This window comes from Mycobacterium sp. 852002-51057_SCH5723018, assembly GCF_001667035.1.
Taxonomy (GTDB): Bacteria; Actinomycetota; Actinomycetes; order Mycobacteriales; family Mycobacteriaceae; genus Mycobacterium.
The window spans coordinates 315,975-339,872 of the sequence record NZ_LZIR01000070.1; the positions used below are offsets into that span (position 1 = coordinate 315,975).

Annotated in this window: 31 protein-coding genes, 4 tRNA genes and 2 pseudogenes; 28 read left to right on the forward strand and 9 right to left on the reverse strand. The window is 63.3% G+C overall.

Translation table 11 applies throughout. The features are described from left to right. Positions 1 to 59 precede the first annotated feature (59 nt). Positions 60 to 887, reverse strand: coding sequence for an enoyl-CoA hydratase/isomerase family protein (locus tag A5764_RS14575; protein WP_156664671.1), 828 nt, complete (start codon positions 885 to 887; stop codon positions 60 to 62). A gap of 71 nt (positions 888 to 958) precedes the next feature. Next, entirely contained in the window at positions 959 to 1,825 is an 867-nt protein-coding gene (locus A5764_RS14580; RefSeq protein WP_067114189.1) for an alpha/beta fold hydrolase, read from the reverse strand. 100 nt (positions 1,826 to 1,925) lie between these two features. On the opposite strand from A5764_RS14580, the gene A5764_RS14585 reads away from it, so the two are divergent. Next, positions 1,926 to 2,549 carry a TetR/AcrR family transcriptional regulator gene (locus A5764_RS14585; RefSeq protein WP_067114190.1) on the forward strand — a complete coding sequence of 208 codons (624 nt, stop codon included), beginning with the start codon at positions 1,926 to 1,928 and terminating at the stop codon, positions 2,547 to 2,549. A gap of 191 nt (positions 2,550 to 2,740) precedes the next feature. After that, positions 2,741 to 3,085, forward strand: coding sequence for a hypothetical protein (locus tag A5764_RS27510; protein ID WP_082951696.1), 345 nt, complete (start codon positions 2,741 to 2,743; stop codon positions 3,083 to 3,085). Positions 3,086 to 3,105: 20 nt separating this feature from the next. Here the strand turns inward: A5764_RS27510 and A5764_RS14590 are convergent, their stop codons facing one another. From A5764_RS14590 to A5764_RS14600, 3 genes are read right to left on the reverse strand one after another with little or no spacing between them, the layout of a single operon-like run. Beyond that, on the reverse strand, positions 3,106 to 3,399 hold the full coding sequence (locus A5764_RS14590) for a hypothetical protein (RefSeq protein ID WP_067114191.1): 294 nt from the start codon (positions 3,397 to 3,399) through the stop codon (positions 3,106 to 3,108). A gap of 30 nt (positions 3,400 to 3,429) precedes the next feature. Further along, positions 3,430 to 3,954: a hypothetical protein gene (locus tag A5764_RS14595; protein ID WP_197501399.1), complete on the reverse strand. Its 525-nt coding sequence runs from the start codon at positions 3,952 to 3,954 to the stop codon at positions 3,430 to 3,432. A gap of 36 nt (positions 3,955 to 3,990) precedes the next feature. Beyond that, the gene (locus tag A5764_RS14600) at positions 3,991 to 5,874 is read right to left on the reverse strand and encodes an alpha/beta hydrolase (protein ID WP_067114192.1); all 1,884 of its coding nucleotides are present in this window, start codon (positions 5,872 to 5,874) and stop codon (positions 3,991 to 3,993) included. 189 nt (positions 5,875 to 6,063) lie between these two features. Between A5764_RS14600 and A5764_RS14605 the strand changes: the two genes are divergently transcribed. Then, positions 6,064 to 6,555: a hypothetical protein gene (locus A5764_RS14605; protein ID WP_067114193.1), complete on the forward strand. Its 492-nt coding sequence runs from the start codon at positions 6,064 to 6,066 to the stop codon at positions 6,553 to 6,555. Between the two features lie 27 nt (positions 6,556 to 6,582). Further along, positions 6,583 to 7,386 (forward strand): MBL fold metallo-hydrolase, encoded by an 804-nt coding sequence (locus A5764_RS14610; RefSeq protein WP_067114194.1) that lies wholly within the window; start codon positions 6,583 to 6,585, stop codon positions 7,384 to 7,386. Positions 7,387 to 7,498: 112 nt separating this feature from the next. Here A5764_RS14610 and A5764_RS28325 read toward each other — a convergent pair whose 3' ends face one another. Then, complete coding sequence (locus tag A5764_RS28325) at positions 7,499 to 7,765, reverse strand: hypothetical protein (RefSeq protein ID WP_156664672.1); 267 nt, start codon at positions 7,763 to 7,765, stop codon at positions 7,499 to 7,501. Between the two features lie 491 nt (positions 7,766 to 8,256). On the opposite strand from A5764_RS28325, the gene A5764_RS14620 reads away from it, so the two are divergent. The 4 genes and pseudogenes from A5764_RS14620 to A5764_RS29390 form a co-directional block, all read left to right on the forward strand. Further along, positions 8,257 to 9,321, forward strand: a complete 1,065-nt coding sequence (locus A5764_RS14620; protein ID WP_067114196.1) for an NAD(P)-dependent alcohol dehydrogenase — start codon at positions 8,257 to 8,259, stop codon at positions 9,319 to 9,321. Between the two features lie 10 nt (positions 9,322 to 9,331). Further along, positions 9,332 to 9,469, forward strand: coding sequence for a hypothetical protein (locus A5764_RS28330; RefSeq protein ID WP_156664673.1), 138 nt, complete (start codon positions 9,332 to 9,334; stop codon positions 9,467 to 9,469). Between the two features lie 51 nt (positions 9,470 to 9,520). Continuing rightward, entirely contained in the window at positions 9,521 to 10,369 is an 849-nt protein-coding gene (locus tag A5764_RS14625; protein ID WP_067114197.1) for an SDR family oxidoreductase, read from the forward strand. Between the two features lie 190 nt (positions 10,370 to 10,559). Beyond that, positions 10,560 to 10,718 (forward strand): annotated as a pseudogene (locus A5764_RS29390) (site-specific integrase); the annotation flags it as partial. Positions 10,719 to 10,750: 32 nt separating this feature from the next. On the opposite strand, the gene A5764_RS14630 reads toward A5764_RS29390, so the two are convergent. Beyond that, a tRNA-Val gene (locus A5764_RS14630) sits at positions 10,751 to 10,825 on the reverse strand. Between the two features lie 181 nt (positions 10,826 to 11,006). Between A5764_RS14630 and A5764_RS14635 the strand changes: the two genes are divergently transcribed. From A5764_RS14635 to A5764_RS14665, 8 genes and pseudogenes are all read left to right on the forward strand, one after another. Next, a tRNA-Gly gene (locus A5764_RS14635) sits at positions 11,007 to 11,079 on the forward strand. Positions 11,080 to 11,108: 29 nt separating this feature from the next. Then, positions 11,109 to 11,182: transfer RNA gene (locus A5764_RS14640), tRNA-Cys, on the forward strand. Between the two features lie 15 nt (positions 11,183 to 11,197). Beyond that, positions 11,198 to 11,272, forward strand: a tRNA-Val gene (locus A5764_RS14645). A 198-nt stretch (positions 11,273 to 11,470) separates the two neighbouring features. Then, positions 11,471 to 11,776, forward strand: coding sequence for a hypothetical protein (locus A5764_RS14650; protein ID WP_156664674.1), 306 nt, complete (start codon positions 11,471 to 11,473; stop codon positions 11,774 to 11,776). After that, on the forward strand, positions 11,773 to 12,180 hold the full coding sequence (locus tag A5764_RS14655) for a hypothetical protein (RefSeq protein WP_067114199.1): 408 nt from the start codon (positions 11,773 to 11,775) through the stop codon (positions 12,178 to 12,180). Before A5764_RS14650 ends, A5764_RS14655 begins: the two co-directional genes overlap by 4 nt. Next, complete coding sequence (locus tag A5764_RS28335) at positions 12,177 to 12,344, forward strand: hypothetical protein (protein WP_156664675.1); 168 nt, start codon at positions 12,177 to 12,179, stop codon at positions 12,342 to 12,344. The genes A5764_RS14655 and A5764_RS28335 overlap by 4 nt, the downstream gene beginning before the upstream one ends. After that, positions 12,341 to 12,523 (forward strand): annotated as a pseudogene (locus A5764_RS14660) (DNA-binding protein); the annotation flags it as partial. The gene A5764_RS28335 and the pseudogene A5764_RS14660, both read left to right, overlap by 4 nt. Before the next feature lie 40 nt (positions 12,524 to 12,563). Then, entirely contained in the window at positions 12,564 to 12,917 is a 354-nt protein-coding gene (locus A5764_RS14665; protein WP_156664676.1) for a hypothetical protein, read from the forward strand. A 41-nt stretch (positions 12,918 to 12,958) separates the two neighbouring features. Here A5764_RS14665 and A5764_RS14670 read toward each other — a convergent pair whose 3' ends face one another. Beyond that, a complete protein-coding gene (locus A5764_RS14670; protein WP_067114202.1) occupies positions 12,959 to 13,357 on the reverse strand; it encodes a hypothetical protein in 399 nt (132 codons plus the stop codon). 251 nt (positions 13,358 to 13,608) lie between these two features. Here A5764_RS14670 and A5764_RS14675 point away from each other — a divergent pair, with 251 nt between their 5' ends. The 6 genes from A5764_RS14675 to A5764_RS28350 all read left to right on the forward strand — a co-directional run bounded on the left by A5764_RS14675 (position 13,609) and on the right by A5764_RS28350 (position 17,332). Then, positions 13,609 to 13,791, forward strand: coding sequence for an excalibur calcium-binding domain-containing protein (locus tag A5764_RS14675; protein ID WP_082951698.1), 183 nt, complete (start codon positions 13,609 to 13,611; stop codon positions 13,789 to 13,791). Between the two features lie 346 nt (positions 13,792 to 14,137). Beyond that, a complete protein-coding gene (locus tag A5764_RS14680) occupies positions 14,138 to 14,470 on the forward strand; it encodes a hypothetical protein (protein ID WP_067114204.1) in 333 nt (110 codons plus the stop codon). Between the two features lie 772 nt (positions 14,471 to 15,242). Next, positions 15,243 to 15,644 carry a hypothetical protein gene (locus tag A5764_RS28340; RefSeq protein ID WP_156664677.1) on the forward strand — a complete coding sequence of 134 codons (402 nt, stop codon included), beginning with the start codon at positions 15,243 to 15,245 and terminating at the stop codon, positions 15,642 to 15,644. Positions 15,645 to 16,408: 764 nt separating this feature from the next. Next, complete coding sequence (locus tag A5764_RS14690) at positions 16,409 to 16,645, forward strand: hypothetical protein (RefSeq protein ID WP_067114206.1); 237 nt, start codon at positions 16,409 to 16,411, stop codon at positions 16,643 to 16,645. Positions 16,646 to 16,927: 282 nt separating this feature from the next. Then, positions 16,928 to 17,143: a hypothetical protein gene (locus tag A5764_RS14695; protein ID WP_067114207.1), complete on the forward strand. Its 216-nt coding sequence runs from the start codon at positions 16,928 to 16,930 to the stop codon at positions 17,141 to 17,143. 30 nt (positions 17,144 to 17,173) lie between these two features. Further along, positions 17,174 to 17,332 (forward strand): hypothetical protein, encoded by a 159-nt coding sequence (locus tag A5764_RS28350; protein WP_156664678.1) that lies wholly within the window; start codon positions 17,174 to 17,176, stop codon positions 17,330 to 17,332. 167 nt (positions 17,333 to 17,499) lie between these two features. Here the strand turns inward: A5764_RS28350 and A5764_RS27525 are convergent, their stop codons facing one another. Next, positions 17,500 to 17,706, reverse strand: coding sequence for an ANTAR domain-containing protein (locus tag A5764_RS27525; RefSeq protein WP_082951700.1), 207 nt, complete (start codon positions 17,704 to 17,706; stop codon positions 17,500 to 17,502). A 1,189-nt stretch (positions 17,707 to 18,895) separates the two neighbouring features. Here A5764_RS27525 and A5764_RS14710 point away from each other — a divergent pair. The 6 genes from A5764_RS14710 to A5764_RS14735 all read left to right on the forward strand — a co-directional run. After that, positions 18,896 to 19,102, forward strand: a complete 207-nt coding sequence (locus tag A5764_RS14710; RefSeq protein ID WP_067114210.1) for a hypothetical protein — start codon at positions 18,896 to 18,898, stop codon at positions 19,100 to 19,102. 172 nt (positions 19,103 to 19,274) lie between these two features. Next, positions 19,275 to 19,586 (forward strand): restriction endonuclease, encoded by a 312-nt coding sequence (locus tag A5764_RS30075; protein ID WP_067114211.1) that lies wholly within the window; start codon positions 19,275 to 19,277, stop codon positions 19,584 to 19,586. Positions 19,587 to 20,936: 1,350 nt separating this feature from the next. Beyond that, on the forward strand, positions 20,937 to 21,329 hold the full coding sequence (locus A5764_RS14725) for a nuclear transport factor 2 family protein (RefSeq protein ID WP_067114213.1): 393 nt from the start codon (positions 20,937 to 20,939) through the stop codon (positions 21,327 to 21,329). 712 nt (positions 21,330 to 22,041) lie between these two features. Next, positions 22,042 to 22,749, forward strand: a complete 708-nt coding sequence (locus A5764_RS14730; RefSeq protein WP_067114214.1) for a GAF and ANTAR domain-containing protein — start codon at positions 22,042 to 22,044, stop codon at positions 22,747 to 22,749. A gap of 608 nt (positions 22,750 to 23,357) precedes the next feature. Continuing rightward, complete coding sequence (locus A5764_RS28360) at positions 23,358 to 23,519, forward strand: VOC family protein (protein WP_369807323.1); 162 nt, start codon at positions 23,358 to 23,360, stop codon at positions 23,517 to 23,519. 176 nt (positions 23,520 to 23,695) lie between these two features. Then, positions 23,696 to 23,898: glycosyltransferase (locus A5764_RS14735; protein WP_067114215.1), on the forward strand; the 203-nt coding region annotated here is incomplete at its 3' end.

Below are 23,898 nucleotides of genomic sequence, written 5' to 3' on the forward strand. Positions count from 1 at the left end.
TCGATAAGACCGGGATCAGCAAAGTGTTGCGCGTTGCCCCGCACGGGGAATGGATCGACCTATAGCCGACCCTCGGTCCGCAGTTCCGGGTGCACCCAGTCGGGCGAGCGGCGCTCCTTGAAGGCGCGGAACCCTTCCCGGGCCTCGGCGTCGCTAAGGCTGGCGGTCATGCCGATGCGGTCATACAGCCCGAGGTAGTTGTCGATGCTGGACTTGATCACGCCTCGGGCCCGTGGCGCGGTTCGACAGGCTTGGGCGAGAAGGGCTTTGGCCATGTCGAGCAGGTCGTCGTGGGGCACCACCCGAGTGACCAGGCCCCAGTCGAGGGCCTCGGCGGCGCTGAGCACCCGCCCGGTGAACATCAGATCGCGGGTGCGAACCGGCCCGATCACCCGGACGAGCATCTGGCTGTAATAGGTGTCGGCGTAGCCGCGGAACAGCTCGGGCACGCGAAAGGTGGCCCGCTCGCTCACCACCGACAGGTCGCTGCACAACGCGATCTGCATGCCGCCGCCCTGACACAGCCCGTTGACCGCAGACACGATCGGCTTGGCCGAGGTACGCACCGCATCGAACGGCGTGACGTCCATGCCCAGCGCCGAGCCGAAGGTCATCCAGTCGTCGGTGCCTCCCCCGCCGCCCATGTCGCCGCCGGGAGCGAAGACGTCGCCGTTACCGGTGATCAGCAGGCCCGCCAGGTCCGGGTCTTCGTTGAGACGGCCTACCGCACAACGGATCCCGAAGTACATCGCGGGCGTCAGGGCGTTGCGCGCTTCCGGGCGGTCGATCGTGCACACCGCGATCGGTCCCTGGCGCTCGAATTTCAGGTAGCGGGTTCCCAGCCAATCGCCCTCGGGTGGGCGCGGGGTGCTGTGCGGTGTCGCCACGGGGATCCTTTCGCGTCGGCGCCAAGGTCCGTACTGTAACTCTTTCAGTAAGCGTGGGGCGCTGCCACCCCTTACTGATGGGCCGCCCAGTGTTGCCGGAGCATTGGCAGGAACTCCTGCGCGCGTTCGTCGGGAAAGTGCATCCGCGCACCGCGGAGTGTGCAGAGCTTCGTTGTGCCGGGGATCAGTTCAGCGAGCCGCTTGCCCCATTTGATCGGGAAGAACACATCACCGGTGCCCCACACGATGAGCGTGGGCACCTTGAGTTGGCTTAGTTGGGGTCTCACCGCGGCCAGGTCGGCGGACGAGATGGCTACCGTCAGGCGAGCGAAAGCCTGGGAAGATTCGCGTGTTCCGAAGACCGGACCGTAGTAGGCATCTACCACCTCGGCCGGAAGCCGACCGGGATGCCGATAACCTGCGGTCAGCCCGCGAAGCATGGCCCCGCGGCTGGACGCAATCCATGGACCGACCTTCGCCACGAGTCCCATCCGTGCCGCGATCGCGAAGGGCTTGAACAGGGTGGGCGGGGTGTTGCCTTCGGTGTCGCAGTTGGTCAACGTCAGCGTCGACAACCGCTCGCCGAGGTGAGCGGCGACAATTTGTGCGACCGCGCCACCGGTGTTGTTGGCCACCAGATCCAAACGATCCAGGCCCAAGTGATCGCACAGCTCGATGACGCGCCGTGCCAGGCCGGTCAGCGACACGTCGGCGTCGGCGGGCGCAGCAGGCGTCTGTCCGTGTCCGGGGAGGTCAAGAGCGATGCAGCGCCGCTGTTCTCCGGCGACCTCGGGAATGACCTGACGCCAGAGCAGGCTGTTGACGAGGATGCCGTGAATGAACACCGCGGGCCGGCCTCGTCCGACGTCGAGGTAACTGACCGGGCCGGATTTGGTTGTGGCGTGGCAACGGTGGGTTTCGAGGACGGCGATGTCCATGAGGATGACTGGCTCCCTTCGCGGCAGCTGGTTTAAATACCGCATGCATGTCACATACTGCGGGTATGCGAGGGGTCTATCGGCGACTATTCTCCTACCCGTGGACAGTGTCAAGAGTCGCCGCGCGGAGTACGCAGAGCAGACCCGCGCGGCCATACTCGACGCCGCCGCCAAGGCCTTCGCCGAAGAGGGATTTACGTCCACCTCTATCACGCAGATCGCAGCCGCCGCACGCGTGACGAAAGGCGCTGTCTATCACCATTTTCGAGACAAGCAAGCCCTCTTCGAAGCCGTCGTACACCGATGCAATGAAGCGGCACAGCAGCAGGTATATGACGCGGCCGCTGGATATGGCGATGATCCGTGGGCGGCCGCGCTGGCCGCGCTCTCGGCCACCCTCGACGTCTCCCTCGACCGGGTTGCCGCCCGCCTCCTTTACATCGAGGGCCCCGTCGGCCTGGGGTGGCGGCGCTGGCGCGAATCCGAAGATCACTACACCCGTCGCAATGTCCGCTTGCTGCTGAAGGGCCTGATCGACGCGGGCATATTTCCCGACGATATCCCCGTCGATGCAATGACTCAGGTTGTCAGCGGCATGATCACCCATGCCGGGATCTTGTTGGCCGAGGTTCCAAGCCGCCAACGTAAAGCCGTGCGCCGCGACCTATTCACCGCGATCCACCAGATCATGCTCGGCCTGCGGCGCGGCGAATCTGCCCGCTGATCTGATCCTGGGCGTCGCGGAGATTCGGACCCTCAAATGACGCTGATGTATCTCAATTTCGGGGACAGAGGAACGATCAGATCTTGTCTCGAATTCGTGCGGGTTGCGTGCCGGGTTTGATATAAGTTTCGGAGTTTCGTTATCAAAAAGTGGCTGCGACGCGGGTCGTCGGGCGTTTTAAGGGAGTCGAAATGAGGTTCAAGCTCACTCGACAGGGCGCTGCGATATTGGGTTGTGCTGCGGCGTTTGTGTTATCTGCTCCGGTTGCCAGCGCTGATCCGCCTGACCCGCACCAGCCCGACATGACGAAGGGCTTTTGCCCCGGTGGTCGATGGGGTTACGGCAATTTGGCCGTGTGCGACGGCGACAAGTACCCCGACGGGTCGTTTTGGCACCAGTGGATGAAAACCTGGATAGTCGGCCCTCAATTTTATTACGACTGCGTCGGCGGCGACGAACCTCTCCCGGGGCCGCCACCGCCTGGTGGCTGCGGCGGGGCGATTCCGCCCGAGCAGCCGGCCCCGCCCCCAACCTGACCCCGGCGGGCCGCCGCCCGTCAAACGTACTGCAGCGTGGCGGTCCCGATACCAGCCGCGGTGTCCGCAACCAAGGTAGCCAGCTGGCTCTGCAGCGTAGCCGTTGCCTCGCCCACCGGTTTTTCGCAGAAGCGGCAGTGCGCCTTGAAGTTTGGCTGCTCGTCCTCATCGGGCCAGAAGCGGCGCGGCCCCGAGGAGGCACCGGGATCGTATAGGACCGACTGATGCGGGGCCTCCTTGAGGATCCTGCCCACCGGATGGCGTTGCGGGCACTCGAGTTTCAACACGCCGATGCCCTCTTGATTGGCTACCATCGTCGACCCTCCTTCACGGGTTCGTCGCCATTATTGCGGCTGGATTTCGTTGGCGATACTGACCGGCACAAGGGAGCCGTCGCCGCGGTGATCGGCGATGTCGCGGCATTCGCCGTCGACGTCGATCCACGCGTGGCCCTTGAGCTGGACTCCCGCCGGTGGCTGCGGCGGCACCGTGAGGATGATGTTGACCGGCCCTTTGCGCAGCGTCGGCGAGTGCGATTTGAAGTCGGAGTCGGTGCTCCAGCCGTCGGCGACCAGCGCCTTGATCACCGCCTGCGGGTCGGCGGGTTGGTCGTGCGGGACGCCGCCCACCCAGAACGACACCTTCGCGGCGCCGCGAAAAGGTGGCTGTCCCTGGTCATTACACGATTCGTAGCTGAACGTCGCCTCGGTCACCTCACCGTGCACCGCGTTCACGACGTCACGGGAGGCGTCGACGACCTGGGCGCGGGCCTGCTGCGGCGAGATCGGGTGGCGCACCTCAGAGCACCCGCTCAGCATCAGGCCGACGCTTATCGCCGCGGCGGCGATCCGTAGGGGCAGGTTCCACACTCGTCACGTCCTATCACACTCGCGCTCTGTGGCCAGTTAGCCGGCCGGTCCGCTATGGACGTGGCCGGTGGTCCCTTGCCGAAAGGCCTCGGGGTCGAACCAGCCACCGATGCCGTATTCGCCGCGATGGCTTGCCGTCATGCCGTCGTGTTGCAGCGCATCGCCGTGTCCGGACGCCACGTCGGCGATGCTGAACAACGACTCGGAGCCATTGTCGAAGTAGTGGGAGTGGTCGAAGATCGGATTCGCGGTGTATTGGGGGTTTTCGGCCCTGAACCGGGTGGATCCGTAGCCGTCGACCGCCGGGTCGTCGCCCAGTCCGCCCAGGTTCGGACCGATGAGGCCGGGCCCCCGCACCTCACCGGGAGACCAGGTCACCGGATCCGCCGAGGCCGCCCCGACGTAGAGATGCCCGCCCGGCGACAGGTGAAAGTCGTCCGCCGAATGCGCCAGGTCGGTGCCCGGCGAACCGACCAGCACCACGTCGTTGCTGTGCATCCCGTAGGCCGCCGCCGCGTCCGAGACGACGGTCGATCCGTAGGAGTGCCCGACGACGGTCATGTGCGTCGGCGCGCCCTGGTGGGTGACGCCCAGGGCGTTCAGGTCGGCGGCCAGCAGCTGGCCGCCGGTGCGCGCCATGTTCGGCTCGTACAGGCCCGGGTCGTGCCAGGTGTTGGGGGCGTCGTAGCCCACCCACAGCACGACAGCCGTCTCCTTGTTCCAGTCGGCGCGGGCGGTCTCCTCGTACAGCCGCACGCCGTCGGGGTTGGACAGCGTGCCCTCCCGCACGCCAGTGCTCAGGCCCTTGACCAGGACCGCGGTGTTGGCCGCGGTGTCGGGGTTGCCGATCGCGATGGCCGCGGCCCCCTCGCCGCCGAACGCTTCGGGCTCGTAGCGCAGCAGGTAGACGGGCGGGTGGGTGCCGGGCCACTTGTCGACCGTTTGTCCCGCCTTGCCCAGGCCGTCGCGGGCCTGGCAGGCGTTGTTGTAGCGCAGGATCGCCGAGGGCGACAGGCCGAACCTGCCGGGGTCGGCGAGCACGTCCTTGACGGTCACCCCGTTTTTCGCCAGGTCCTCGACGCGGTGCAGGTCGTCGTTCATCACGGCGCTGTTGACCGTGCCGCGGGCGTCGACGGGAATGCCGTTGAGGTTCCCCAGGTCCGGAGGATGGGCGGCGATCAGTTGTTGCTGTTGCTCGGGGGTCAGCGTCTTCCACCACCGGTTGACGTCCTCGGCGCTGGTGCCCGGGGGCGGAAGCGGTACCGGCTCAGCGGGTTTCGCCGGGGATTCCGGCGCGTCGAGGGCCTGGATGGCCGCAGGGTCGTAGCCGTCGGTGCGCAGGATGGTCAGCGACTTGTTGAGGTAGTCGGAGTAGCCGGCGCGGATCGACTGCAGCTGGGCCAGCGCCGATTTGGTGTCGGCGATGGCGTCGTCTTCGCACAGTCGGATGAACGCGTCCAGCGCCGATCGATCCGCCGCGCTGAGGTGCTCGTTTTTCTCCAGCTCGACGGCCTGCCCGATTTCGTTGTCGAGCTGCTGCAGCTGGCCCTCGAGGGTGGAGATCAGCGTCGCACCGGTGCGTTGGGCCTCGGCCAGGGTGGTCGCGACGTTTTCCAGATCCGCCCCGATCTTGGGCAACTGCCACGACTGCGCCCCCAGCGACTGGGTCACCCGCTGCACCTCGGCGGAGTCGTTGATCGGGTTCTCGCCGTTCTCGTGGTTCCACGAGGCCGCAAAGCGACGACGGGCATCGTCGAAGGCCTGGCTGGACTCGGTGGTACAGCGGCCGGCGGCGTGGAAAGCCTCGGCGAGATCAGAAATCTGCGCCGGCCGACCGACCTGGAGGCTTTGGTTGATCGCCCAGGGGTCGCCGCCGGCTTCGGCGATGAGCGCCGGGACGCTTATGTAGCGCAGCTGCATCGCGTCGCCCGCAGCGTGGCCGCCAACATTGCTACCCCTTCCACCAGATCGGTGATAACGCTACTACCGCGTATGGGGGTGCACAGCTCACCAATTTGCTGCGGCGGCGTGCTCTGTTCCCAGTTTGCTCGCTTGACGTGTTGGGTGACCGCTTTGCCGATGGGAGCACAAAAGTAGGCGGAGGTAGGGGTGCGAATCTCCCCGGGCCACAACGAAAACGACATTCACGACCACGACGACGACACGTACATGACCGTCGCAGCGCGGTTGCGAGAGTTGGGGTTGGCTTATCTGCACGTGCGTACAAACCCTGATCAGGAGATCTTCAGGCGGCTCCGGCAGGTGTGGCCCGACGGGCTGGTCCTCAACCAGGGCTTAGGGACCGAACCCACCACCCGCGAGCAGGCGGCCGAAGCGATCGAGGCCGGAGTGGCGGACGCGGTAACCATCGGTCGTCGCTATCTCGCCAACCCCGACCTCGTGCGACGTTGGACCGAGGGTGCTCAACTCAACCAGATACGCTCGGCGTTCGTTTACCGTGGCGGCGCGGAAGGCTACACCGACTATCCGGTCGTTCCCTCAGGCGACACCGTCGCGCGCGAGCACCTGACCACCCATCCCTCTGTCATCGTCACGGCGGCACCCGGAGCGGCTCCGGTGAGTGGGAACATCCCGCGTTGAGGCTGTGTTGCCGGAACAGTGGTTACTGTGGATGCGAACAGGCAGCGGGTTGGCATCAGCGTTTTGGGGGGCCCGACGACGGTCGTCGACCTGGCAGGGTGGCGTTTCATCGTTGATCCAACGTTCGATGATCCCGGCGAACACGGTCACCTGATCAAGACTGCGGGTCCGGCGATCAGCCCGTCGGCCCTCGGTTTCGTAGACGCGGTGCTCATTAGCCACGACGAGCATCTAGACAACCTCGACGCCAAGGGGCGCGCTTTCGCGCTTGAGGCGCCCCGGATTTTGACCAATCCGGGGGCGGCCGAGCGGCTTGGGCCGCCGGCGCAGGGACTCACGCAGTGGGAGTCGATCAATCTGGCCACAGAGGGTGACAGGCCGGTGGTCACCGTGCAAGCGGTGCCCGCGGTACATGGCCCTGCCGATGGCGATCGCGATGGCAGCGGTCATGTGACATGTGAGACAACCGGTTTCGTCCTCACCGGCGATAGTCTGCCCACAATTTATCTCAGCGGCGACAACGCATCATTGGAAGCGGTGGCTGATATCGCCCACCGCTCAGGTCCGATCGACCTGGCGGTGCTGTTTGTCGGCGCTGCACGAGTGCCCTCCCGGCAGAACGGGCGACTTTTGACATTGAGCAGTACGCGGGCAGCAGCTGCGGCTGAGGTGCTGCGCGCCAAGGTCGTGATTCCCGCACACACCGACGGATGGGCTCACTTCAGTGAGGGCGTCGACGACATACAACGCGCCTTCTCTGACGCGGGCATCTCCAACCTGCTCAGGTTAGCGCCCGTGGGCGAGTGGATCGTGCCGACCGTCGCGCTCTGAGCGATTCCGCGATTCCGATCTGACCGGTAGCGGTTCTCGGCTTCGGAAACGGTGACGGAGGCGGAAATTGGGATCGCCGGTCTCCGTCACGGGTTTTTAACCCTCATAGTGCTCACCGCGTTTCTTTCATCCTATTGAGAATGTCGCTCGGTAACCCTTCTTTGTTGCCGGTCGGCATACCATCCCAGTCCGGTTCGGGTCGGTGGACGCGGAACCGAGCGTGATACGCAGCACGGCACAGCTCCTTGAGTCCGTCGTGAATCAGTTTTATCGCAAGCTTGTTTTCTTCGTCTTGCCGCTCGTTCGCTTTCGGTGGCCGCTGGAAGATCACAATCGGTGCGAAACTGCGTTTGTCGAGCACATCAGCAGCTTCGCGCACATCCGGGTGGGTGGCGGTTGATCAGGACTGACAGTTTCGGGTGAATGTCGTAGCGCCAGGCTTCCTCGGCCCGCTTGGCAACTTCGGCATCTTCTTCGCTCAGTTCCGCGCCGTTACTCGCACTCACGGTGGCGCGAAGTCAGTAAGACGCTGGTGGCGGGTTGATCGCCGAGTGGTTGCGGCAAAAGGAACAGATGCTGTCGCGTATCTGAGCCCGAACCGGCGATGAACGGATTAGCAATCCTTCGGTCCCGACAGTCCCTGCTATTGCCTGTTTCTCATTGTGCGACAACCGGATTGACTATCTCGAACCCGCGATAGAAACCTGGCAATTCTGGTCGGTTCCGGGCCAATGGCGCGAATAAACGGAGACCGCCAGCCCGTCTGGGGCATGTCAACAAGTTGATCACCACAGAAATGTGGGGTTGGATGGATTGGGTACCCGTGCGGGCAAACTTCCCTGCCATCGTCACCGAGGAGACACCTTGCAGATGCGAGCGGCACGGATGTACGGCTACAAGGAGCCGTGGCGGCTCGAGGAGATTCCGGTTCCTGAAATCGGCTCCGAGGAAGTCTTGGTCAAGGTGACTGCGGCTGGCATGTGCCGCAGCGACTTTCAGCTTGTCGAGGGCTACTTTCAGGAAGGCCTTCCGGTGTCTTTTCCCATCACACCGGGACACGAGGTGGCAGGCAGGATCGCCGGGGTGGGTGCGGAGGTGCCGCGATCAGCCGGTCTGTCCGAGGGCGATCTGATTGTGGTCGACCCGAACTGGGGTGACGGGGTGTGCCGTCAATGCCACGAGGGCAACGAGCAGCTGTGTGGTAACGGCCAGCTCGTGGGGTTCGGACCGCCCGGTGGTTTCGCCGAGTACATGGCGGTGCCGCATCGCCATGTCATCGGCGTGCCCGATATAGCTGATCGGAAACCAGAGACGCTGGCGCCGCTGACCGATGCAGGGCTGACCCCGTACCGCGGTATGAAGAAGCTGCGCGCGGCCGGAAAGCTCGGCGCCGGCCGCACCGTGGTGGTCAACGGCATCGGGGGCCTCGGTGGCTATGCCGTGCAGTACGCCAGACTGCTCGGCGGCGGTGCAACGGTGATGGGATTCGCGCGCAGTGATGAAAAGCTCGCTTTGGCGCGAGAGAACGGTGCTCATCACACCATCAACGTTCGTGACAAGACGCCCGAGGAAGTACAGAACGAACTCGAAGACCTGACCGGGCGGCGCGATGTCGATGCGGTCCTCGACTGCGCCGGGGCCGAGGAGTCGTTGGCGTTGGGGTTCTCGATCCTGGCAGCCGAGGGCGCGCTCACCTCGGTGGGTCTGATCGGTCAGCGCGCCCAGCTTTCCTTGTTTCCATTCGTGAGCGGGGAGAAGTCGTATTTCGGATCGTTCTGGGGAAATTACAACGATCTGACCGAGGTCCTCTCACTCGCCAACGAGGGATTGATCAAACACAACATCATCCCCGTCAAGCTCGACGACATCAACGACAACCTCGAGGCATTGGGGCGCGGTGACGTGGTGGGGCGCGCAGTGATCGTCTACGACTAGGGGCGCGGTGATGCGCGCCGGTGACGACGAACCGCACGGCGACGTCGAGGTCGACCTGCAACGGAATCTGTTGGCGCAGAAAGTAGTGGACGCAAGGAAGGATCAATCGGCCGACGACGATCACGCCGAAGTTGCCGCGACCGCCTAAACCTGGTGAAGCACTCAGTTTCACAGACATGCTGAGGCAAAGGAAAGCGCAATGAAGAAGGTTCTCATCACCGGATCGGGTACCGGATTCGGATACGAAGTGGCAATGCGTCTGGCCGAGAAAGGGTTCGATGTGATTGCCGCAGTTCAGATTTGGGCCCAGGTGCAAACCCTCAAGCGCCAGGCCACCGAGCGCGGGGTGAGCCTTCAGGTCGAGAAGCTGGACGTGACCGACGCCGGAGACCGCAAGAAAGCGCTGGGGTGGGACGTCGAAATCCTGGTAAACAACGCCGGCGTCGGCGAGGGTGGCTCGACCCTGGACATTCCGGCGGCCAACGTCCGCCGACAATTCGAGGTGAACGTCATCGGCCCGCTGCTGTTGACCCAGGGAATCGCCAAGCAGATGGTCAAGCGGGGCGAGGGTCGCATCGTGTGGGTGTCGTCCCGGGAGGGACTGAACGTCAATCCTTTTACTGGGATCTACTCTGCCTCCAAGCACGCCGTCGAAGCCATCGCAGAGACCATGGCTGGCGAGCTGCAGGAGTTCAACATCGAGGTGGCGACCGTCAACCCGGGGCCGTTCCTGACCGGTTTCAACGACCGGATGTTCCAGACGTGGCAGAGTTGGGAGGACGAGGGGTCCGATCGACTCTTCGATTACTCGCAACTCGCGTTCCCGAGAGCACAATTCGACGCCGAGCCGGTGTACGCCACGATGACAGCGGTCGCCGCGGGCGAGATCGACTCCTACCGCAATCTGGAGCCCAAATCGATGCTCGAGGAGACCAAAAGGCTCATCGAGGCTCCGTGGAACCGGAAGACAAAAGATGGCCTAGGTAAGCGCCCGCAGAACCTGCAGGCGTCATTGGACATGGAACCCGAGACCCCCGTCTCCAACTAGACGAACGAGCGCGGCGAGTCGAATCGGTGCGGTGGATCGAGCTCTGACGCCTCTTCGATCTGCGCGAGTAACCACTCGCCGAGCTCGCGGACGTGGTTCTGCCCGTCCCAGTCGAGCGCGGGGCAGAGGAGTCTTCGTACGGATACCGTTTGGGTGCGCGGCGCTTCTTGAACTGCGCCTGCCTTCTCGCCTGGGCCACTCCACGCCCACCGTCATAGCCAATATCTACAGCGACCTGCACTCAGACGAGCTTGATCAAGTCGCCACCAACCTAGACCGACTCCACACAACTGAGACGGTCAATACAACCGTCACCGGACAAGAACCGGACAAAACGAACCAACCGTAGAATGCTTACACCGTGTTCGTGCAGGTCAGAGCTGGTGGTCCCGGCTGGGATCGAACCAGCGACCTTCCGCGTGTGAAGCGGACGCTCTCCCACTGAGCCACGGGACCGGCGCCGAGAGGCGGACGACGTCGAAGATTAGCACGAGATGGACGTCGCCAAACGCGCCACGTGCGTCACCAGGCGTTCACGCGCTAGCCTTGAGCCGCAACTGACCGAGAGATTTGTGTGCGCCGGTTCGGGTGGACTATCGTCGTCCTTCGCACCGGGCGACGATCTCGCCCGTTGCGCGCGGATGTAGCGCAGTTGGTAGCGCATCACCTTGCCAAGGTGAGGGTCGCGGGTTCGAATCCCGTCATCCGCTCGAAGGTGCAAGTGGCATCAATCCCCCGCGGTGGAGTGGCCGAGTGGTGAGGCAACGGCCTGCAAAGCCGTGCACACGGGTTCGATTCCCGTCTCCACCTCCAGCTTTTGAACCCCCGGCGCGATTAGCTCAGCGGGAGAGCGCTTCCCTGACACGGAAGAGGTCACTGGTTCAATCCCAGTATCGCGCACCAGATTCGACGCAGGCTAGAGATAGTTTCCTAGACTTGAACCGGACCGCATGGGCCAGATATGGGCCAGACAATCACGGCGCTAGCAACCTATCTGAGAGGTAGCTAGCCATGAGCACTACAGCCCCCAGCCCGCGATCGCGGCACCGCTTGTCGGTGCCTGGAGTCACGGTGGGCTTTCCAACACAGGAAGGTCCCGCCATGACAACCACAACCACCCCGCACCCCTACGTTCCGGTGCCTGTCGGCATCGAGATGGTCAGCGACTGGGATATTGACGGGTACCGAGACATCTTCGGTGTTGACCGCACGGTCACTGACCACACGGCTCGCGTGTACGCACTTGGCTCGCAGGACACCGGCGGCACGATCTCTGGCGTCGTCGTCTTTGTTGATGAAGAAGACGGGTCTGATCACGTATTTGACATCAACAGTGACCAGGCCCGCGAGCTGGCCGCCGCTCTGCTGGAGGCGGCTGACGAGCTGGACAGGTGGTTCACACGATGAGCGCGACCGCCGCGGGCGTCATTATCGAGCGGCGCGAATTGCCGCCGATCCCGGCGCCCGACCGCAGGCGATGGACGCCTCCGTACGCGGCGTTCGACGGGATCAACCAGTGCGACACCTACGCCGCGATCCGGTGCGGCGACATACACGCCGAAATCGTGCGCTTCGCCTACTGGCATCCGAACGACGGCGTCGACACTGTCGACGTTTCATTCGACGCCCGACTTCACGTCCCGGACGAAGGCGCCGGCATCGCCGACATCCAGTTGGACGACTCGCACAAGTTGTACTACGTGGGGCAGGTCGCCACACGGGCAGCGTTCCTGCTCGACGAGGCGAGGCGAAGGCATTCAACCGTGTTGCTGCAGAACACGGTTGACGGGGGCGAAGGGTCGGCACGATGAAGACGAGCATCGGCGAGATTCCGTCACGCGAGATCGTCGACGAGCTGATCAGGCGTGTAAGTGCCCCCGAGACATGCCGGCTGATCGGCGTGCCCGAATCGACGGACTTGCACCAGTTGGCCGACGACATGGACCGGTGGGTGCCGAGGAGTGAAAGCGAATGAGCACCAAGGATCCGCAGACCTATGTGGTCGGCGATGACGTCGAGGTCACCGATGTTGAGATGGCCGAGGAAGCTGTGTACGTCGGCGGTGAACGCCTCACCGATGAGCGTGTCGAGCAGATGGCAGCGGAGTCGGTCCGGCTGGCGCGTGCGCGCGAGGCCAACACCTATCCGCCGGGGCCCGTGGACGCCCACTCCGCAGAATCGAGAGGACAAGAAGATGGCTAGACATGCCTGTCCGCGGTGCGGGCTCGAGTCGCGGCGCGATACCTGGGTTGACCGTCACCCGGTCGCGACGGTGTTCATCGCCCTGCCGGCGGCGTACACGCTCGTCGGGGTGATCCTGGCGTATCCGTGGTTTTTCGTGCCGCTGCTCGTCGTCGCCTCAGCGGTATGGGTCGACCGCCGCCAGCGCCGGCGCGCCGCGATTGCCGCCCGCGCCGACCACGAACACCGCGAGCTAATGGCCCAGGCGGTCTTCAGACCGCAGCTGGCGCGGGTCGGACAACCAAGGGGGCGCCGACGCGGCGCCGACCACTGGTCGCCCACACAACCGATCCGGAGGAGCGCCTAAACGGCACCGAAGTCTGACTCTGCCAGTTAGTACACTTCTCGCTACTTCCCGTTCATGTCGCAGAGCCTGTGCCCTTCGGCGTCGAAGTCGCGCGAGTTTACTTTCGGGCCCAACCCATCCGGGTCATCCAGCCAGATATTGCGGAAGTTCTTCCAGCCCTCTTGCGGCGCCCAGCCCATCGCGGTGCCATTCGACGCATAGGTTTCACTGCTCCCGTCCGGGGTGAAGGTAATCGAGCCGCCCTTCGTGGCATCACAAGTCAGCGTGCCTCCGTCGACGCTGACTGGCCATATGCCTTTGAACGTTGCCTTGCTGATGTGCTCACTGTGCACAAGGTTCGCAGTGTGGGTGTCGCCGCCGCACGCCGCGCAGCCAACGCCCAGTCCAAATGCGAGCAAGGCGACGAAGGGCGCCGCCCACTGACCTGCGGACCTCGCCATGATCGGATGCTAGCCCCGTCCCGCGCGGCAGGAGTGCACATAGATGGCCTTCTGGACGAGCGCTCTGCCGGAACCGTTTCCGAATCAACCCGGGAAACACCCCGTGCGTTTGGCGCATAGCCTTGCACTGGGCACGGTGCGGCAGGTGGTCGAATTTCTCAATTCCGACTCGCAGCCGGGGCTTCCGCCGTAACCTCACAATCCGCACAGGGAGGTGTGAGGTTATGAAAATCCGTATTCTCGTGGCCGCAATGGCCACAATTCCAGCCGTTCTCGGCAACGTCGCGACGGCGGGCGTCGCACACGCGAGCCCGCCCTACGCGAATTGCACTGAGGCACACAAGGACGGCCGCTACAACATCCCACGAGGCGACCCTGCCTACCAGCAAAAGCTGGACCGCGACAACGACGGCATCGCCTGCGAATCCCGTTAACGACCGAAATCATGGAAGGGCACAAACCGTGAAGTCGTTACTACTCGCAGTCGTATTGCTTAGCATCACAGCGTATTTCGCTCCCGTCGCCGACGCTGACCCGTCCCATAAGCCCAACCTCACCACGGGGGACTGTCCTGGTGGTAAAGGCGGCATCTTAGCTGTCGCATGGTGCAACGGTGAGAAATTTCCAGACGGCAGTTACTGGCACAACGTAGCTATGACAGGCGGAACGTTTGCCACACCGCGGTTTGAGATGAACTGCGTTATTGACGACGCTTTCCCCAGCGGCACTCCCGCACCCCCGGGCGGTTGCGGCGGCGCCGGCTGAGACAGGGGCAAACCTATGGAAGACACATGGGCGAATCGCGACTTGCCGGTGCTGCGGGTTGCGGTACAGATCTTCGACAGCACCCACGCTTCGAAAATCCGGGCAAGCCAAATCGCCAAAGCTACAGGGTTTGACGAAGACACCACTCAACGAGCACTCCGCGCGCTCTACAGGCAGCCCTACTTTCATGAAGGCACCGATAGCAGCGGCGGCATCATCTTCGTGGGAGAACCAACCGGTGAGGCGCTGCGTATGGCTGGTCAGTGGCCGACGCCCGAGAACATGGTCCAACGACTTGTCGCGGCGCTCGAAGCCGCAGGCGGGGACTATCCGCCCGCCGTGGCATAGTCAAAACGGCGAAATATGGCTGGCCCACACGCCACCGAATACCGGAGATTGGTTGACGTCCGAATGTTCGGATATTAGGTGGTCGTACGCAGCCGCCTTAGCCCGCGTCTAACTAGTTGATCGGGCCGCCCCTGCTCTCCGCTTGGGCAGCCCGGCTTGTCATATGGTCGGCGTTAGATGACAGCCACGACCGAATTCCAGCCCGATTCCCCAGAACTCGAGGGGCTTCGTCATCTCAAGCTTCCCGCCAACGAAGACTCCGCAGTGCGTGTGGTCATTCGGTATTTCGCGGACCGCGGCGTTGTGTGCACAGAAGACGAAGCGCGCCGCATCGTGCGAGATACGTTAACTCATCGACTTATCGCACATTTCCTCCGACCTCTCGTCGAAAATAGAGATAGTGAGTGACCGTGCTACCCGACGGACCGCAGTATGCCGTGACCAGCTCCCACCCTTGGCTGATCCATTCATCGAGGGTTGAGTTGACCTTCTCGGTCTCAACCCAGGTGCATCTGTGCTGGTGTCCAATTGCCATGAGCCCAGACACTAGGCGAGGATTCTTAACCGCACGAGAATGGCCGCCAGAATTGTTCCTGACGGCCGTTCCGTTGGTGGTGACGACTGAGCCCCTGCTCTCCTCGGGGGCGGCCCCTTCACGTCTATTCGGCGTCTGCCAAGGCGGTCCGCATGAACGCCGCCGTGGAGCATTCTCTCTTTGATGCCTCGACCGCCCGGGTTTGACCGACCGCATCAAGATCGGCGTCGAAGCCGTGTGGGAACTGAACTGATCACCCAGGCGTACATGCACCGCGCATGGGACGCACTTGGCTACTCCTCCTGGGACGACTACTGCATCCGTGAATTCGGCACGACGCGGCTACGGCTTCCGCGTGAAGAACGTGCCGAAGTCGTTACATCCCTGCGCGAATCAGGGCTTCGGCTTAAGAGGCACACCGCCCGGCAACTGAAGCGGGGGCTGCTTTCGCTTCGGGTCCAGCCAGGTTCCAAGAACTGGGACGTCGCCGACGTGTTCGCTGTACCACTTGTCAATCGGGTTCTTGTAGCTGCCGTCACCGTTGAAGAATCGACGGTGAATCCACGAAACCCTGTCGAGGTTGTGGGCCAGTTGTTTGCCCGCGGCAGCGGCCGTCACGATCGGTCTCACGATTTCTGATTATAGGGCTGAATTGGCTGGCGCGGCCTGCCTTCCTGCCGGCGCCCTCGGCAGCCGCGTCTTGACTGCCGAAGGCTAAGCGCGCGAGCGGGGCCGGCCCCGGGCGCGCCTTACTCTTCCTCTACCCTTCACCACACTGGGCAAACGCGGCCTTGAGGCCACAGAGTACTACCGCCGCGACCGCCCAGGCGCTCAGCACCCAGGCTCGACTTCAATCAACGGCGCGAGGGAAATCCATTGTCCGAAACCAAGATCACCGTCATCTATGACAACCCCATTGATCCGGCCGCCTTCGTGGCCGCCTATGAATCGGACTCGCTAAACCTCGATTTTTCGCGTGCCCAGCAGATCGGCGATGACCTCGTGTACGTTCACGCTGACGCTGAAGGCGATGATGCTCTCCGCGCGTGCGGTCGCGGCGCTGACCATGCTCCGCGCTGGTGGCCGTCGCCGCGGCCGTCGACATGGCAATGCGTGAGCGCCGACGCCGCGAGGCGGTGGCAGCCCGGGCCGAATGGGAGGACCGCGCACCGATAAGGCGCCCCCGGCAGCCGCGTCTTGACTACCGAAGGCTAAGCACGCGGCGGGTGCGGGGTGCGCCTCGCGTACCCATCGGCAAGGCAGTGAAACCCAAACCACTTGGGCTGGACGACGATTCGTTCACATTCTTAAATATTGTGATCAGCCAGCGTTGGGGCGTCGAGGTGGTGGCCGACCGCAGGATCCCCGTTTAGCGACGGCGAGCGCCGGGCAGGCTGGACAGCATGGCCGGTCAACCCGAGGTGCGGCACGACAAGATCACAGCGCCGCAACGCCTTCCCACGTTTCATGTCCAGGCGCTCGCGATGCAGAAGGCGCAGATGAAGGCCCGTGGGGCTAGGGTCTTCGATCTGCAACTCGGCGACAGCTATCCAGTGGGCGGCGACCAGGGCACCGACAGGGAGTGGTCTTACAGCTACCAACTGGCACCCCCAGGCGGTCAGGCCGCCACCGGGCCTTAGCGGGTCAAGCAGGCCGGGAACCGGCTCGCGCCTAATGCCCGTCTGAATAGTTGATCGGGCCGCCCCTGCTCTTCCCTCCCCTCGGACGGCCCGCCTTGTCATACGGTCAGCGTTAGATCACCGCCATGACCGACTTCCAGCCGGGCTCCCCCTACCTCCGTCGCCGCCGCTCTCCTGCGGGTTCGGCCCGTCGCCCTCATACGAGGTCGAAGAGCTTGTATGAGGTGTAGCGATCGTAATCTTCTTAGGGATTAGCTGACCCCGTTTTAAAGTGAGATAGCCATGGCCACACCCGACCACACGGCAACCACTTGGCGAGACCTAGCCGGCCAGCTCACGCCCGAGCAGATCGCGCGTTTTGAGCGCGCCGAACAGCTCTGCCGGTCCAACGCTCACCTCGCGTTCCCGCAGAACGACTTAAGCGAAACGATCGCTCACCTTCTCACCGGCGTGCTCAAAGAGGCGCGCTGGGAAGCGCAGCAGAATCTCGAAGACTGAACTGTGCGCGCGGGCGGCTAGTCTGCACACGTGCTAGCCGGGGACGATCTCGTCGGCGTGTACGGCGGTTATCCGCCGTACACGTTCGACAGCTGCTCGTTGGCGTTCCCAAGCAGCGCGACGACGGGCGTCGGCGGCGATAAGTTGGAGCTAGCGGGCTTTGTTACACCCGTGACGAGCACCTTCTAACACTGCGTCGATGACGTCGGCGGAGATTGGCCGTGCCGAGGAGTCTGACACTAGCGGCTCCATGGCACCGCACATACCCCATCGCGTTGCATCGAACCCCCCGGATGCTGCTAGATGAGCGCTCTGTCGCTACGGTCGAGATCAACCCCCTTCACCCAGACCGGTGGCTAGTGAAGCATGCCGCAATCGGATCCGCGTGCCACGATTACGCGCCGACGTTGGCGAGTTTGGTGTTGGAGTTTTCCGACAGTCAGCAGTTCGAAGGCGTCGACACCGAAGCGTTCCATGATCATCCCCTTGGCTTGAGCGATGGTGTCGCGGCTGGCCAGCGCGGACTGAAACTGCAGCTGTTTGTCGTTGGCGATGAGCGCGATCGCAGCGTGAGTGGTCGGTGAGGACCCTCGGTGAACGCTCGGCTCAAATCATTTACTTTGTTTTACCTGGATAGGCGTAGGCTCAATGCACGGATCCACGGCAGACCAAGGTCGGACCGGAAGAAAAGATTCCTCCTCTCGGCTGTGGCGCCCAGCACGAACGCTAGGCACCCACGCGAAGCAAGGCCCATCAACTGGGCACAGCGCGATGGGCTTGCGTCAGGCGGCAGAAAAGTCTTCTTGACGCCGAGGCCACATTCACCGCGCCATCACGCACGCTTGGTAACCAAGTGGTTGGTGCTTCGGACGGCGCTCCTGACAAAAAGGAGCGCCGTCCGACTCGTGTATGCCGAGCGGTGTGAACCGTTCCGGTGGAAGCACACTTGACCTCGCGGCAGTCATAAGCTGCCGAGCCGTGCGCGACATCGAGTTATCGACGCCGATCTTCGACTAGTGGCCCGCGCCTGGCGTCAGCGATCTTTTGCGTTGCAGTACAACGGAGTAGGCTCAGCAGGCTGCTCGCTGCTGTCATTGCTAATTTGGTGTGCTGCGCCGCCAAACACAGCCATAGGCTGCGAACCGCTCCCGACTGTCGGCCCGTCATCGTGCTGGGATGGTCCGCCGAGACTTTTGAGCTTCTTATGTCGAGCGAGCGGAAACTGTTGGGCGGTAACGGTTTTGCGCGTGCATCAGCGGTTACCCGCCCGTCCGGCCCGTGCGAGAGGCCCCTTCGAGAGAGTGGTTTACACGATGAATGACTTGGAGCAGTTGACCTGCGACGTGCGGGGGTTCGCGACGGAGGTACGATCGCTGGGCTACTCGTCCGTGGCTGGCGGGCATGAGAACCGGTTCCTTGAATTGTCGGAGCGCATGATCCGGCACGCTGACCAGGTGGATCGGCATGGTCACTGAAAGACGCGACTGGCCCAGTCCTGACACTTTGCTACGGAATAACCTTTCTACCCTTCCCGGAGCAAGATGGTGGCCTCTCGCTGTCCGGCAGCGCCCAAGGTCAGCAAGTAGTCGTCGACGTCGCGTTGCCACGACGCCTGGTAGTGCTGGGCGCCAGCCCCGGCCGTTGTGGATACGCGGCAAGGGAGGCACGCAGAGAGTTGCAAGCCGGGATTTGCGCTGACCCGCAACACAAAGAGGAGCCGCACTGTCCGCCCGCAGTGCGACACTGACCGGCATGGCCTTCAAGGTGAATCGCAACGGTGCCGAACCCGCCATGGAGTTCGGGGACAAAGACAAGTTCGAGATTATCGCCGGCGGCGTGCTGAAGATCCGCCGAGCGAACAGGACGAATCTGTACATCAGCCCCGCAATATGGGCGAGCATTGAGGAGACCCCTTCACCTAGTGGTGGCCCTAGCCCGCGCTTGCCGGACAACCTTTGAGGTTGCCCGGAGGAGGGCCTTTCTAATAGGGGGAGCGACACGCTGGGTAAGTTTGAAGTCCCTTTAGGCGGTCAGCGGGTCGAGCCCCGTGGGATCGGCCGAATCGGTGGTCTAAAACCGCCAGTCGAAGGCAACGTCCCTCAGCTCGGTGTCCTCTGGCGGACAGTCGCGCGTGAAGGCGGCGACGGGTGTCGGCCATCAGTTGGGCGTATGTGCGGGCAAGTTGACGCCGCAACAGTTTGAGTCGCTCATCCAGAACTTGTTCGAAAAGATTGGTCTCGACACCAGGCAGACCCGAGCTTCCCGGGACGGTGGCGTCGACTGCGTTGCCTACAACACCGACCCCATCTTGGGCGGCAAAGTCGTGGTTCAAGCAAAACGGTACAAACACACAGTTGGTGTCGCGGCGTTCCGCGACCTCTTCGGCACACTCCGGAAGATCCGGTACCCGACTCAGGCGAGGCAACGGATTGGCACTAGGTAGATGCCGGGGCACCGAGCGGTAACCGCTCGGCCGGGGAACACGGCCGTCGTGCCTGCCGTGGCGTTGTGGAAGTTCGCCGGCTGGATTGACCGTCGCTGGACGCGCGGACGCGCCGCGGGCCCGTGAGATCAACTTGATTGCCGCCGCCGACGAGATTGACCTCCTAGACCGACGAGATTGACCTCCTAGCCTCTCCGCCGTGCGGGTCGAGAGCGGGGTGAGCCGCTGCCGTTCGATAGATGTGGCGGATACGCTCCTGGATGAACGCTCGCGGGTCCGAGAACGGGGTCGATCTTGACGCCGCCGCACTGCGTGGGCCTGCCGCCAACGCTTTAGCCGCAGCAGCGGCCGAAGAAATCGACACCGCTTAGCGGGGCACGACCCGAAAGGTAGGCACTGGAATTGACCGACAAGGCATTACGGACCATGGACCTGGTGTGCCCCGAGGGACACGTCGCCGGCCAACTGATCCAGGACATTGAGCACCAGGCAATCGGGATCCAGGTCCCCGACCGGGAGAGCGAGGAATGGCCGCGGGGCGGTGACAAGATGTACACATTCCTGACTTGTCACGGCTGCAATCGCCGGGTGTATGCATCGACGGACGCGATCCAGGAGAGGGCCACTTGGCAGTCTGAGATTGAGTCCGAGTCGCAGTGCAGATACTCGCTGCACTACATGGAGGACGGCCTAACGTAGGCCCGGGCCCTTCGCCAAAGGTCGACGCGGGAGCAGGGCGGCCCGCTGCCGTCGATAGACGCGGCAGATTGGGGCGGAACCAAACTGAAGCCACGTCCAAGTAATTGATCGGGCCGCCTCTTACTCTTCTGGGGGCGGCCCGATCTCAACCCGCGCACGTCGGCTACGCCGAATAGTGCCATGAGGGTGGCGGTCTGGGCCTGGCTATTGAGGCGGAAGCAGCGACGCCGCTCGGGTAGCCCGCGTCAGCGGAGCATGATCGACCCTAGCGACTTACCTCACTCTGGAGGGTACGACCGGATGTTCGAGCAACACGAGCGGTTCGCGCCGAAGGTTATTGAGAGCGTCATCTGTCATGAGCGTGCACGTTACTGGCGGCCCGCCGACAGGCCGGCTCGGCAAGCGTGTAAAAAATCCGCAGTGACGCTAGGGCGGCTTCGCCGAACCCCGCGCGCCGGCATTGTATTACCCCGTTCGTAGGATTGCCTGTCAAAATTCCCTAGCTTGACCTGTCAATCCGTCGAGCCAAGGCGTACGTTTGGCGGGCGGCGAACGGTCTGACTGATCGGAGACCCGACCTAGCGCGACTCCCCACACCGGGTTGAGCCCACCGCGACCGAAACATCGGATGCGAAGCGAAGGGAACTGAAAATGTCAGAGCACGAACAGAACATCGCGCTCATCAAGAAGGGCTACGAAGCCTTCAACGCTGGTGACGGCGACACGGTGATGAGCCTGTTCGACGACAACGCCGAGTGGATCCAGCCGGGCGACAGCGCGATCAGCGGCACCTACCACGGCAAGCAGGAAATAGCAGGGCTGATGGCCAAGATGGGCGAGAAGCAAACGTCCGTCACCAACGATCACATCCTCGCCGACGGCGACCTAGTGGTCATGCTCGGCCAGACCACAGTGGCCGGCGAAACCACGGACGCTGCGACCGTGTTCACCGTGCGCGACGGCAAGACCGTCCGGGTGCAGTCATACGGCGACACTGCGGCGCTGGAGCGCATCTTCGGCAAGAAGCAGGTCGCGACGGCTTAGTAAACTCAGCCTCTAGAACTGTCTGTCCGACGAGACAGTCGGCCCGTCATCCCAAATGGGGGCGGGCCGACTGCTGTGTGTGCGAAAAACCTGGCATGCGCCGAGCCTCAAGACACGACGCCAGAGGGCATTTACCCGCGATTTTTGGACCCCGTGTAAATCGGGGGTGGTCGGAGGGCCTAACCCTGTCCGGTATCTGCTCGATGATGCGGACCCTTCAGGCTGCCTCGATGCGTCGCGCGATATCAAGCGGCGATGCGGCGCTCTGCTCATGAGCAACCGAAGGCAGTAGGGGTCAATCGGAGTCCCGTCGCCGAGGCGCTCCGTATCAAGGACCGCCAGGCAAGTGAAGTCCTACCAGCATCACCGCAGGTCAGAGACCTGTTCGCATGGGGTGGGCGGACCGACATCCAGTCTTCCTTGTCTGACGACTGAGGAGATGCCGTTGTGCGACACCGCGCAGGGTGGCGTCGCCGCTATCGAACGGCTCATGCAAGACGAGGTCGCGGCCGCGACGGGCGCTAGCTTAAGCCCGGGTCATCAGCGCTGGCCAAACCCGCGTAGTGTGGGGTGCGGAGGACGGCATTAGCCGCCGTGTACTGCACGCATTAGTGCGGATGGTCCGAAAGCCGAGCATTTCGGTCATCGTTTCTTGTGAGCAACCTTTCTTGCGGCACCTCGCTTCATCCGCAAGGCGAAAGGGGGTGCCGAAATGCACGATCACGAGTTCGAAGGCTTACTGCGCCACACAATGGCGGATCTGACCGAAAAGTTCACTCACGAAACCGAAATCGGTGTAACTCTGCGGACTGTTGCGGCCGCGGCGGTTGATCTGATCGACGGGGTGGACAGCGCCGACATCCTGCTGATTTCGGGGGCGGACCAGTTTGAATCCCTGGCCGCAACCTCGCAGCTGGCCGTGGATCTCGATGGTATTCAACAGCGATGCGGCCAGGGACCGTGCATGGATGCTGCATCCGGCGATCTGGTGGTCCGATCCAACGACTTACGCGAGGAGCAGCGGTGGCCACGCTTCGCCGAGGCTGCGCTGGCCGTTGGAGTGCACAGCATGTTGTCGTTTCAGCTCTATACACACGACCGCCGCCAGGGGGCGCTGAATCTGGTTGGGCTGAAGCCCGACGTCTTTAACCCCGACGCCGAAGCGGTGGCCGCGATGCTGGCGACTCACGCCGCGATCGCACTCATCGCCGACGACAAACGGCTTCAATTTCAGTCGGCATTGGCCAGCCGGGATATCATCGGCCAGGCCAAGGGCATGATCATGGAACGATTCGATGTCGACGCAGTCCGCGCATTCGAACTCCTCAAGACGGTTTCGCAAAGCACCAATACACCAGTCGCTGACCTCGCCGCTGACCTCGTCGCGCGAGGATCATCAAGCCACCGGCGCGGCAAGTGAACCGCCGGTGAAGTCTGGCCGCACGGCCTCACGTAGGGGTGGCCCATTTCTTGTGCGGACGGCCGTCACGAATTCGGGCCAGCGTTTAGTCGTCGCTTCCCGTTCAGTCAAAGCCACTGATCCCGTTGTGGCTCACCGTAGGCGCGACGGTCACTCAAGGTCCCGCCAGTCAAATGCGCCTACGTATTCCACCCCGGCATAATGCCGCGTTGCGGCTATATACATTCAGCGTGGATGAATTTAAATTTAATGTCATGGCGAATCAGACGTTTAGGACGATAGCCACAGCGTGCAGCGGCGCTGCCGCACTGGCCCTGGCGCTCGGCGGTGTCAGCGATGGGAGTGTGCCGCGCACCAACGCGGACCCTTCGCCGACGACTGTGGCCCCGACGCCCTCATCGCCGGACGATTGCTGCGACCCGACCCAACCCCAAGCAAGCAACTGGAACTGCAAAATCGGCCTGAACTGTGGGCCCATCCGCCCACAGCGCACCTGGCCTCCGCCCGCGCCCCCTCCTCCGAATCCTCCGCCGCCATAGGCTGTTCAAGACCCCATCCGATCGGCGCTTGCCGGTGACGCGGCATCGGACCTCGGTGACCACAGCTACATCGCGTATCTGACCGTGGTCGGCATCTACGAGTACTACCGGCGCGCTGTCGCCGAGGGAGCCGACATCCTGAAGCCCCCAACGACCGAACCCTGGGGTCGGCGCGAGATGGGCCTGCGATCGCCCGACGGACACCGATTCATGCTCTCCGAGCGGCTGTAGCGGCGATCTGTGTCGGCGACCGGCAGTGTCGATGGCATCGGCCCTCGAGGATGAATTGCGGGGCCGCGGGGAAGTTGATATGCCATTGGTGTGCTGCCGGGGCCTGGGGGGACCCGGCAGCACTCTGCTATGGGGTGCATGTGCGCCCGGGTCGAATCCCTGATTAGATTCCGTCGGTGAAATTTGTCCTGGCCTGCTACGGAAGCCGCGGCGATGTCGAGCCGTTCGCCGCGCTCGCCATGGAGCTGCTGCGCCGGGGCCACCAGGTTTCCTTGGCGGTCCCGCCCTACATGGTCGGCTTTGTCGAGTCGGCGGGGCTTACCGCGGTCGCCTACGGACGGGACACCCGCGAGCAGCTGAACGCGGCGAACGATTTCGA

Coding starts and splice junctions, on each gene's coding strand:
- A5764_RS14580 (WP_067114189.1), bottom strand. CDS start 1,825: ATGGACATCGCCGTCCTCGAAACCCACCGTTGCCACGCCACAACCAAA.
- A5764_RS27510 (WP_082951696.1), top strand. CDS start 2,741: ATGAGGTTCAAGCTCACTCGACAGGGCGCTGCGATATTGGGTTGTGCT.
- A5764_RS14590 (WP_067114191.1), bottom strand. CDS start 3,399: ATGGTAGCCAATCAAGAGGGCATCGGCGTGTTGAAACTCGAGTGCCCG.
- A5764_RS14600 (WP_067114192.1), bottom strand. CDS start 5,874: ATGCAGCTGCGCTACATAAGCGTCCCGGCGCTCATCGCCGAAGCCGGC.
- A5764_RS14620 (WP_067114196.1), top strand. CDS start 8,257: ATGCGAGCGGCACGGATGTACGGCTACAAGGAGCCGTGGCGGCTCGAG.
- A5764_RS28330 (WP_156664673.1), top strand. CDS start 9,332: ATGCGCGCCGGTGACGACGAACCGCACGGCGACGTCGAGGTCGACCTG.
- A5764_RS14625 (WP_067114197.1), top strand. CDS start 9,521: ATGAAGAAGGTTCTCATCACCGGATCGGGTACCGGATTCGGATACGAA.
- A5764_RS14650 (WP_156664674.1), top strand. CDS start 11,471: ATGACAACCACAACCACCCCGCACCCCTACGTTCCGGTGCCTGTCGGC.
- A5764_RS14655 (WP_067114199.1), top strand. CDS start 11,773: ATGAGCGCGACCGCCGCGGGCGTCATTATCGAGCGGCGCGAATTGCCG.
- A5764_RS28335 (WP_156664675.1), top strand. CDS start 12,177: ATGAAGACGAGCATCGGCGAGATTCCGTCACGCGAGATCGTCGACGAG.
- A5764_RS14665 (WP_156664676.1), top strand. CDS start 12,564: ATGGCTAGACATGCCTGTCCGCGGTGCGGGCTCGAGTCGCGGCGCGAT.
- A5764_RS14670 (WP_067114202.1), bottom strand. CDS start 13,357: ATGGCGAGGTCCGCAGGTCAGTGGGCGGCGCCCTTCGTCGCCTTGCTC.
- A5764_RS14675 (WP_082951698.1), top strand. CDS start 13,609: ATGGCCACAATTCCAGCCGTTCTCGGCAACGTCGCGACGGCGGGCGTC.
- A5764_RS14680 (WP_067114204.1), top strand. CDS start 14,138: ATGGAAGACACATGGGCGAATCGCGACTTGCCGGTGCTGCGGGTTGCG.
- A5764_RS14690 (WP_067114206.1), top strand. CDS start 16,409: ATGGCCGGTCAACCCGAGGTGCGGCACGACAAGATCACAGCGCCGCAA.
- A5764_RS14695 (WP_067114207.1), top strand. CDS start 16,928: ATGGCCACACCCGACCACACGGCAACCACTTGGCGAGACCTAGCCGGC.
- A5764_RS14710 (WP_067114210.1), top strand. CDS start 18,896: ATGGCCTTCAAGGTGAATCGCAACGGTGCCGAACCCGCCATGGAGTTC.
- A5764_RS14725 (WP_067114213.1), top strand. CDS start 20,937: ATGTCAGAGCACGAACAGAACATCGCGCTCATCAAGAAGGGCTACGAA.
- A5764_RS14730 (WP_067114214.1), top strand. CDS start 22,042: ATGCACGATCACGAGTTCGAAGGCTTACTGCGCCACACAATGGCGGAT.